Source organism: Maricaulis sp. (assembly GCF_048268525.1).
Classification (GTDB): Bacteria; Pseudomonadota; Alphaproteobacteria; order Caulobacterales; family Maricaulaceae; genus Maricaulis.
Map to the genome: position 1 here is coordinate 134703 of NZ_JBLWVH010000005.1, position 8663 is coordinate 143365.

Consider the following 8663-nt stretch of genomic DNA (forward strand, 5'->3'; position numbering starts at 1 on the left):
TAACAAGGCCGGGTCGATCTCGCTCTGTCTCACGCAGGGCCCAGATTGGATTAAGGTGACACCTTGCGGGCCACCCCCTGTGATCTCGGACAGGTCGGCCGGATCCACAAAACGCGTGAATCAGACCGGATCAGCCCGGCCGGATAATCCGGTCCGGGCTGAAACTCAAGTCTTTTACGCCGAAACGGCGGCAGACGTATCGATTTTGACGCCCGGGCCCATCGTCGAAGACAGGGCAATCCGGCGTACATACAGACCCTTGGCGCCTGACGGCTTGGCCTTGACGATCGCATCAACAAGCGCGCGAACGTTTTCAGCCAGGGCCTTCTCGGTGAAGCTGGCCTTGCCGACACCGGCGTGGATGATGCCGGCTTTCTCGACACGGAACTCGACAGCACCGCCCTTGGAATCATTCACCGCCTTGGTGACATCCATGGTGACCGTGCCGACCTTCGGGTTCGGCATCATGCCGCGCGGGCCGAGAACCTTACCGAGACGACCGACGAGCGGCATCATGTCCGGGGTCGCGATGACCTTGTCGAAATTGATGTTGCCGCCCTGGATCTGCTCCATCAGGTCTTCCGCACCGACGACGTCAGCGCCGGCCTTGGTGGCCTCTTCGGCCTTCGGGCCCTTGGCGAAGACAGCAACACGGACCGAGCGGCCGGTGCCGTTCGGGAGGTTGCAGACACCACGGACCATCTGGTCGGCATGACGCGGGTCGACACCCAGATTGATGGCAAGCTCGATGGTTTCATCAAACTTGGCCTTGGCATTGGTCTTCACATGAGCGACGGCATCGTCGATCGAGTACAGCGTGTCGCGATCAAAGGTCTCGCGTGCCGCCGAGAGGCGTTTTCCGATATTCGCCATGATCTTACTCCGTCACCTGCAGGCCCATGGAACGCGCGGAACCGGCGATGATCTTGGTCGCCTGGTCGAGGTCGTTCGCATTGAGGTCGTTGAACTTCGCTTCAGCAATCTCGCGGCACTGGGCCATCGAGACTGTGCCGGCCGTCGACTGGCTCGGCGTGCTGGAGCCCTTCGCGATCTTCGCAGCCTTCTTCAGGAAGAAGCTGGCCGGCGGAGTCGCGATGGCAAAGGTGAAGGATTTGTCCGAGAAGACGGTGATGGTCGTCGGGATCGGCATCCCTTTTTCCATCTCCTGGGTCTTCGCGTTGAAGGCCTTGCAGAATTCCATGATGTTCACGCCGCGCTGACCCAGGGCCGGGCCGATCGGCGGGGACGGGTTAGCTGCGCCCGCAGGCACTTGCAGCTTGATATAGCCGGCAATTTTCTTCGCCATGTTCCCACTCCATTATAAAGGCGCGCCAATCGCACCTTCGGGGGTTTGCGGTACGGCCCGGCATGGACTTGGCGCCGGCACCTCCCGCAATCAAAACGCTAGGCGATCTTCTCGACCTGAGCGTATTCGAGCTCGACCGGGGTCGCCCGGCCGAAAATGTTGATGGCGACCTTCAGGCGGCCATTCTCGTCGTCCACTTCCTCGACAACACCGTTGAAGCTCTGGAAGTGACCATCGATGACGTTGACGGTCTCGCCGATCTCGTAGCTGACGGTCGGGCGCGGACGCTCCGCGTCCTCTTCCATCTGGCCGAGGATCCGCTTGACCTCATTCTCGGAAACCGGAATCGGCTTCTTGCCCGAGCCCAGAAAGCCGGTGACTTTCGGCGTCGAGGTGACGAGGTGATAGGCTTGGTCCGTCATGTCCATCTTCACCAGGACATAGCCCGGGAAATACTTGCGCTCGGCATTGATCTTGCGACCCTTGCGAACTTCCACAACGTCTTCGGTCGGAACGAGGATTTCCTCGAACTTGTCCTCAAGGCCCTTGATCGAGGCTTCGATACGGATCGCGTCAGCGACCTTCTTCTCGAAGTTCGAATAGGCATGCACGATATACCACTTGGCAGACATACAGCCGCTCCTCAGCCTTGGGACAGAATGAATTGGATGGTCGTGCTGATGAGGGTATCGACCCCCCAAAAGAAGAACATCGCGATCAGGGTCAGGATCAGCACGAGAACGGTCGACACCAGGGTCTCCTGGCGCGTCGTCCATGTCACCTTGCGCGCTTCCTGGCGCACCTGTGACAGATACTTGAATGGGCCCACACCCTTCTTCTTGGGTGCGGCCGTATCAGCCTTGGCTGTCGCTGGCGTCGTATTCTTCGCGTTACGCGTCATTCAAGTCCATCTGGCCCGCAAGGGCCCTCTATTCAAGAGGCGGCTGGCATGATGCACATCCACCTGAAATCCATTATGGCCTGGCAGGGGCGGAGGGACTCGAACCCACGACCCTCGGTTTTGGAGACCGATGCTCTACCAACTGAGCTACACCCCTAGGACCACGCGCGGGATATCACGGTGACCCAGCCACCGCCATATCCGAAGCGCAGGTGTCTACAATGCGACGCCGCATAAGAAAACAGCTAAAACGCACATTTGACCGTCATGGGCGTCAACGACCGTTCGCCGAAGCCGCGACAGACCAGGCCAGCGCCTGCCCGCCAGCCGGGGTCGACAGCTCCCCGACATCAACACATGCGAGCCCCCCCGCCTCCAGGGCACGGCAGATATCGGCAAGCCCGGCATCATCACAGGCCGCATCGACCATCGACTGCATCCGGTTCGCGTATGATTCCAGGTCGGCCGCATGAGACGCCACCCAGGCGGACAACTGGTCAGGCGAATACTGTTCCGCCGACACCGCTACCTTTGAGCAATCCTGCCAGAGCTGCTGCAGCAAGGCCCTGGCAGCGCCGGGAGGCGCATCGCGCAGCGCAGCCCCGACACCGTCCAGCACAGCGCCGTAGCTCGCTCGCGCCCGGCTCAGGGCGGCGGGCGCCCCCTTCCCGGCGGCGACACGCGCCGCCAGATCGATCAAACGCTCCAACCGACGAAGCAGGCCCCGCTCCAGAGCCAGGTCAAGCAGCGCCAGATTGGCCCGGCATTCGAGCTCCACAGCGCCGCCCTGCCGATGAACCAGAGCGTTCAGGGAGCCCTCGCCGGACGTCACACGAGCCGCATCCCGAAACGCTGATGCCCCCGCATATTCCAAGCCGAACTGACTGACGACAACAGCGAAGCTGGCGGTCTGGAATGGCAGGGACGCCGCATCGGCGACGACAGGTCTGGGCGGCTCGGCCGACACGACGGATCGAGCAGCCGCGTCCACCGCGGCTGGTGAAATGTCAGCACAATGCAGGGACAGGTCCAGACCGTCGACCGGCTCCGCGCAACGTTGAGCAAGGCGCAGCAATTCACCGTCACCGCAGGCGGCATCAAGCAACGTCACGCTCGAACCGGCCTCGAACTGCCGGTCAAAGACATAGGTCCAGTGCTGGCGCAAGACCTGCGAGGTCCCGGCATCGCGCACGCTATGGTCGGCCCGACTTCCCGGGTCCGCCCAGAAATCGGTCCAGGCGTGCTGCGCGCGCTTGCTGTTGGGAGATGTAGCCATTGTTGAAACCTGACGGCTGCGACGTGCCAAGGCAATCTCAGGTGACAGCCCAGCCAGTCGACTGCCACTACCGTCACACACAATAAAAAGGGCGGGTCCGAGGACCCGCCCTTCTCATTTGCGTTCAAGCCAGAGGCTTAGAAGCGCAGGCGGCCACCCACGAAGAGGCGACGGCCAAGCGTTTCGTACGTTGCCGGCCAGGTGTTGGCCTGCTCCGAAGCGGTCGAACCGAGTTCCGGAACGGCCGTGTCGGTGAAGTTGGTCACACCAACGGTCGCCGTGAAGGCTTCGTTCACGTCATAGTTAAACGTGATGTCGAAGTAGTTCTTCGCGGTGATGTCGTCCGACAGGTCGGAGACGGTCGCAGCCGTGGTCGGGTCCGCATCAAGCGCACCAATGTGACGCCAGCGCAGCGAGGTCGTGAACGGCCCCGTGTACCAAGACGTTTGCATGGAGTGCTTGTACTCCGGCGTCGGCTCACCACAGTCCAGACCATAGAGGCCCGCACATTCGATGACCGGCGACGAAGCGGACGTCGTGAAGTCAGCTTCAGAGACGTAGCCACCGTAGTAGGTGATGGCCATGTCGCCCGGCAGACCGATGACGTCAGCGGAGAAACCGTAATCGACGCGGAGGTCAACACCGACAGCCGTCAGGGTTGCCACGTTGATCGGCGACAGGTTCGGCAGGAAGCCGTTGGCGCCCATTTCACCCGTAGCCGGGTTACGCGACGGGGTTGCCGCGCCAGCCGGATACAGCGTGTCACACGATGCCTGAATGCCGGTCAGGTGACATTCGTTCAGCAGCGTCTGAAGCGGAACCGTGGAAATCGCATCCTGGATCTCGATGTTGTAGTAATCGAGCTGGATGGTCAGACCTTCGATCATCGCCGGCTCGAACACTGCACCGATGGTGTAGGTGTCAGCCGTTTCAGCACCGAGAGCGGTGTTACCACCGAACAGGGCTTCCATCTGGGCGTTGCCCTGGAACGGAGCGCCCAGCTGGCCAGCCGGCACGCCGGCGGCGAGACAGGTGGCATCGATCGTGGCGGCCGAGTAGCTACCATTGGCGCCGCCGGAGCAGGGATCGCCTGCGCCCGGGAAGCCGTTGGTGAACGGAGCAAACAGATCGTTCACGTTCGGAGCCCGGACAGCGCGGTTGAAGTTACCACGCAGACGGATCTGATCGTTGATCTGCCAGCCAAGGCCAACAGCGAAGGTCTCGGTGTTGCCGACCGTGTTGTACTCAGAGGTACGGAAGGCAGCGTTCAGGCTGAGAGACTCAACCATGTCCTTGCCCGTGATCAGCGGCACTTCGGCTTCAGCGAAGAACTCGTAGACGTCAACCACACCCGAAACAGGCAGGGAGGAGTTGAAGCCACGAACGTCCGGGCCAAGCACGGAGTCAGGGATCGATTCAGCAGATGCTTCACGATACTCGACACCCATCACCAGGGCCGGGGCGTATTCAGCCGACGGCAGCTGGAAGGCAGGCAGTTCGCCGCTGACCGTCGCAACCGTCTGGAACATCTCGACATTGTCGATCTGAGCACCGGTACGGGAGATAGAAGCCGCGCCTGCTGCAGAGATCGAACCCGGGCCGTTGAAGATATCAACGTACGGCGCGGAACAACCGCTGGCGATCGCCGTCGGGCCACCGTCACAGAGCACACCGGCCTGCAGGGCGGAAACCGAAAGGTTACCAGACTGGATCTGCGAGATCGACGAACGCGAGTAGTTCGCGAACACGTCATACGACCAGTTTTCGTTGATGTCGCCACGCGCACCGAAGACCAGCTGGAAGGAGCTCGTGTCACGCAGTGAGTTACGCGTGCCAAGCTCTTCGTAACGACGGGAGGTACGGATTGTGGCCGTGCCGTCGCCATTGTTGGTATCCGGATCGTTCACGAACAGGTCAAGCAGGGCAGCCGGGATGGTCGGGTTGTCCAGGTTGACGGTCAGGGTCACACCGGCCGGCGTCGGAGCCAGCTGGGAGTCGACCACGTTGTTCGCATAGATGCCGCGGCCGTACAGCTCGAGGTGCTCGTTGACTTCATACGTGGCGAAAGCCGCGATGTTGTAACGCTCTTGCGGGAGCTGCAGGTAGTTCGACGGCGCGTAGTTATACGTGTCGTTCGGCGAACCAAAGCGCATCGGGTTGATGCTGCTGCCGGTGTTGAAGAAACCGGAGCAGGTGTTGCCCGTACAGCTCGGATCAGCTGCGACCACACCAGCGCCATAGGCACCGAAGTTCGACGTCGTCGCACCGCGGAAGCGGGTGCCCGGGATGTTCGAGGAACCACCAGCGATAAAGCCGTTGGCGGCATTGCCGGGGCCCGGATCCCAGTTGGTCAGGGACGAGAAGCCACGGTCGCCCTGGAAGACGGCCTGACGGTCGGTGTAACCCATCGAGATGACAGCGTTACCGCGACCATCGTCGAAGTTGCCGCCCATGGTGATGGACAGGGTCGTGATTTCGCCGTCGAGGTCACCCAGGGTGGTCTCGTGCGATGCGTTGATCTCGACGCCTTCGAAGTCGTCCTTCATCATGAAGTTGACGACGCCGGCGACAGCGTCCGAGCCGTAAACGGCCGATGCACCACCGGTCACGATGTCGACAGACTCGACAAGCGCGGACGGGATGCTGTTGAGGTCAACGACCTGAGCCGGACCGGAGCCGACGAAGCGCATGCCGTCGACGAGAACGAGCGTACGGGTCGTGCCGAGGCCACGAAGGCTGACAGTTGCCGTACCGTTACCCGGGTTGTTCGAGGTCGAGTCGAACGCCGGAACAACTTGCGGCAGCGTGTTGATGAAGTCTTCGGTGTTGACCGTGTTCACAACCGCGAGCTGCTCAGCAGACACGTTCGTGATCGGGCTTGGCGCCACCGTATCGGTACGCTGGATGCGCGAACCGGTAACGACAACGACGTCTTCGTCTTGCGCCACAGCAGGAGCCGCGAAGGCCATACCGCTGATAAGCGTGCTTGCCATCAGGCAAGTCTTCAAGGACTTGGATCTCACTCTTAATCCCTCCGAGTAAGGTATACGGAACGGAACGGCCCACTCACCTCGATGAGCTGGCGAGCCCCCCCTCAGATCGGATCGCCCGAAAGCTTTCCATATTTGCAAGGTACGTCTGCGATTTCGCACGGGTCAATGACATCTCACCGTCACAAACGGTGTTTGCGATACACTGTTGCAGGTTTGTCGCAGGCGATTGGCGTCACCGAGTTGCAGACCGGCACCAAGCAGCAGGTGGCCACAATGCCGGATCAGGCCGGGAGCAGGTCAAACGGCGCCGTCACCCGCACGTCATCACTCTCGAACGGTTCGACGCCGTGCCACAGGAAAGACGGGAACACGATCGCGAAACCGGGTTCGGGCCGGATATAGCGCTCCGCCGGAATCTCCAGTCCAGGCAGCCCTGGTACGCCCAGCCGTAACCACCCCGCACGCTCGCCGGACATCACTGATTCCGGTACGCTGACGTAATAACTTGCGCTGACCCAGCCCGCTGGATGGACATGATCGACATGACCGCCGCCTGACTTGAGCCGAACCGACCAGGCCCCCGCAAGTCTTGCCCGGCCCGTATTACGGCCGAGAAATGGATGCGTCGGGTCGTCTGGCAACTCGGCCAGGTATCTCGCCGCCAGGCCTTCCAGGGCAGCGGCAAGCGCGCGAATCACCGGATCATCCGAATTCCACAGGCGACCGGCGGATTGCGTCCCGCCGAACAATGTCTGCTCAAGCGGCGCAGCGCCATCGGCGTGAAGACGCTCAATGCTCGCCGCCAGTGCTGCGTTGAAGGAATCCAGCGAATCAAAACCCGGCGGGGTTTCAATCCTCAGCTTGCGGGCGAAACGGTCATAGTCGCACAGGCTCGCATAGCGAGGATCTCCCATCTGGCGCCAGGCAACCGATTTCAGGGCCAGGTGTTTTTGCAGGTGAGCGGCCGGCGCGGTGCACTCGAGCACGTCAGAAGCGCCAGCCCAGTCCTCGTTCACCAGCAAGGCCTCCGCCAGGACGTGCCGGGCGGTCCAGTCCGAACCGTTACAGATCCGGAATGCCAGCCGGGCATCAGCAAGCGCACCGGGAGGGTCTCCCGCCCGAAGGCACAGCTCGCTGCGGACCATCGCCGCCCGCATGGCCCCGGCGTCACGCGCCAGTGCGGCATTTGCCGCTGCTCGAGCCTCGTCCGGACGCCCCGAACGCATCAGCAGACGGGCCAGAACTTCATTGAGCCTCGGTTCATCGTGCGCCGCGATTCTGGCCCTCAAGGTGACGAAGGCTCCGTCCCCCTGCCCGGCCTCTGTCAGAAGCCCCGCGAGGTCAGTGTGGTAGCCTGGATCATCGGGCGCCAGCGCCAACGCCTGCCGATAGGCCCGTTCGGCACCTGTTACATCGAGACAGGTACGCAGGCTGTGCCCCAGCTGGGCATGGGCCTCGGCCAGTTCGGGTGCCAGATCACACGCCTTGCGCAAGTCTGCGCATGAGGCTTCGAGCTCCCCTGCCTCCCGGCGCAAGGCGCCGCGATTGATCAGCGGGAGGACCGCCTGCGGATCGGTGGCAATCGCCGAATCAAAAGCCAGACGGGCAGCGTCGTAATTCCCGGCACGCCGCTCGAGATTGCCCAGAGCGTTGAGCAATGAAACATGGTCGGGAAACTGCGCAAGAATTTCCTCGATTGCGGTCCGCCCGGCCTCGACGTCATCGCCCTGTGAAAGGGTGAGCGCCAGGTTCAGTCTGGCATCGGCAAAACCAGGGGCAATCCGCAATGCTTCGCGGTAGGCCGCGACCGCCGCATCCAGCCGGCCGGCACGCTGATGATGATTGCCAAGATTATTGTGGACCGCCTGCGGCTGTGGGTGACATTGGCCCGCCGCCTCGAAGTCGCTGACAGCACCGCCGTCGTCACCGCTTCGGCTCCGCGCCATAGCCCGAAGCATCAGGGCATCGGGCTGCTCGGGCGCATCGCCCAGTATCCGGTCGAGCATTGCGACCGCTTCGGCGAAGCGCCCTGCCTGCAGCAGGCCCGCGGCGCGCTGCAGCTCGACCATCATGACCCGGCCTTGCCGCCACCGCCGAACAGGCGCCGCCAGAAGCCACCACCGGTGTCGGCCGGGTCCGCGACTTCAGGAGCGACGGTCGTGGTCGCTGCGAGCGTTTCGGGCGCGC

At 62.4% G+C, this 8663-nt stretch carries 7 protein-coding genes and 1 tRNA gene; all 8 read right to left on the bottom strand.

The genetic code is table 11. The annotated features are described in order from the left end of the window. Window positions 1-174 precede the first annotated feature (174 nt). Entirely contained in the window at window positions 175-873 is a 699-nt protein-coding gene (gene rplA, locus ACN0X9_RS04640; RefSeq protein ID WP_417486450.1) for a 50S ribosomal protein L1, read from the bottom strand. Window positions 874-877: 4 nt separating this feature from the next. Further along, the gene (rplK, locus tag ACN0X9_RS04645; RefSeq protein WP_417486451.1) at window positions 878-1306 is read right to left on the bottom strand and encodes a 50S ribosomal protein L11; all 429 of its coding nucleotides are present in this window, start codon (window positions 1304-1306) and stop codon (window positions 878-880) included. Window positions 1307-1404: 98 nt separating this feature from the next. Beyond that, a complete protein-coding gene (gene nusG / locus ACN0X9_RS04650; RefSeq protein ID WP_011643745.1) occupies window positions 1405-1938 on the bottom strand; it encodes a transcription termination/antitermination protein NusG in 534 nt (177 codons plus the stop codon). An 11-nt stretch (window positions 1939-1949) separates the two neighbouring features. After that, the gene (gene secE / locus ACN0X9_RS04655; protein ID WP_417486452.1) at window positions 1950-2207 is read right to left on the bottom strand and encodes a preprotein translocase subunit SecE; all 258 of its coding nucleotides are present in this window, start codon (window positions 2205-2207) and stop codon (window positions 1950-1952) included. A gap of 81 nt (window positions 2208-2288) precedes the next feature. Continuing rightward, window positions 2289-2364: transfer RNA gene (locus ACN0X9_RS04660), tRNA-Trp, on the bottom strand. Between the two features lie 117 nt (window positions 2365-2481). Further along, entirely contained in the window at window positions 2482-3483 is a 1002-nt protein-coding gene (locus tag ACN0X9_RS04665) for a class I SAM-dependent methyltransferase (protein ID WP_417486453.1), read from the bottom strand. A 137-nt stretch (window positions 3484-3620) separates the two neighbouring features. After that, the gene (locus ACN0X9_RS04670; protein WP_417486454.1) at window positions 3621-6476 is read right to left on the bottom strand and encodes a TonB-dependent receptor domain-containing protein; all 2856 of its coding nucleotides are present in this window, start codon (window positions 6474-6476) and stop codon (window positions 3621-3623) included. A gap of 281 nt (window positions 6477-6757) precedes the next feature. Continuing rightward, the gene (locus ACN0X9_RS04675; protein WP_417486455.1) at window positions 6758-8548 is read right to left on the bottom strand and encodes a tetratricopeptide repeat protein; all 1791 of its coding nucleotides are present in this window, start codon (window positions 8546-8548) and stop codon (window positions 6758-6760) included. Between the last annotated feature and the right edge of the window lie 115 nt (window positions 8549-8663).

What these genes read in the sequence shown, in the direction of transcription:
- rplA (WP_417486450.1), bottom strand. Translation starts at nt 873, where the DNA reads ATGGCGAATATCGGAAAACGCCTCTCGGCGGCACGCGAGACCTTTGAT.
- rplK (WP_417486451.1), bottom strand. Translation starts at nt 1,306, where the DNA reads ATGGCGAAGAAAATTGCCGGCTATATCAAGCTGCAAGTGCCTGCGGGC.
- nusG (WP_011643745.1), bottom strand. Translation starts at nt 1,938, where the DNA reads ATGTCTGCCAAGTGGTATATCGTGCATGCCTATTCGAACTTCGAGAAG.
- secE (WP_417486452.1), bottom strand. Translation starts at nt 2,207, where the DNA reads ATGACGCGTAACGCGAAGAATACGACGCCAGCGACAGCCAAGGCTGAT.
- ACN0X9_RS04665 (WP_417486453.1), bottom strand. Translation starts at nt 3,483, where the DNA reads ATGGCTACATCTCCCAACAGCAAGCGCGCGCAGCACGCCTGGACCGAT.
- ACN0X9_RS04670 (WP_417486454.1), bottom strand. Translation starts at nt 6,476, where the DNA reads ATGGCAAGCACGCTTATCAGCGGTATGGCCTTCGCGGCTCCTGCTGTG.
- ACN0X9_RS04675 (WP_417486455.1), bottom strand. Translation starts at nt 8,548, where the DNA reads ATGATGGTCGAGCTGCAGCGCGCCGCGGGCCTGCTGCAGGCAGGGCGC.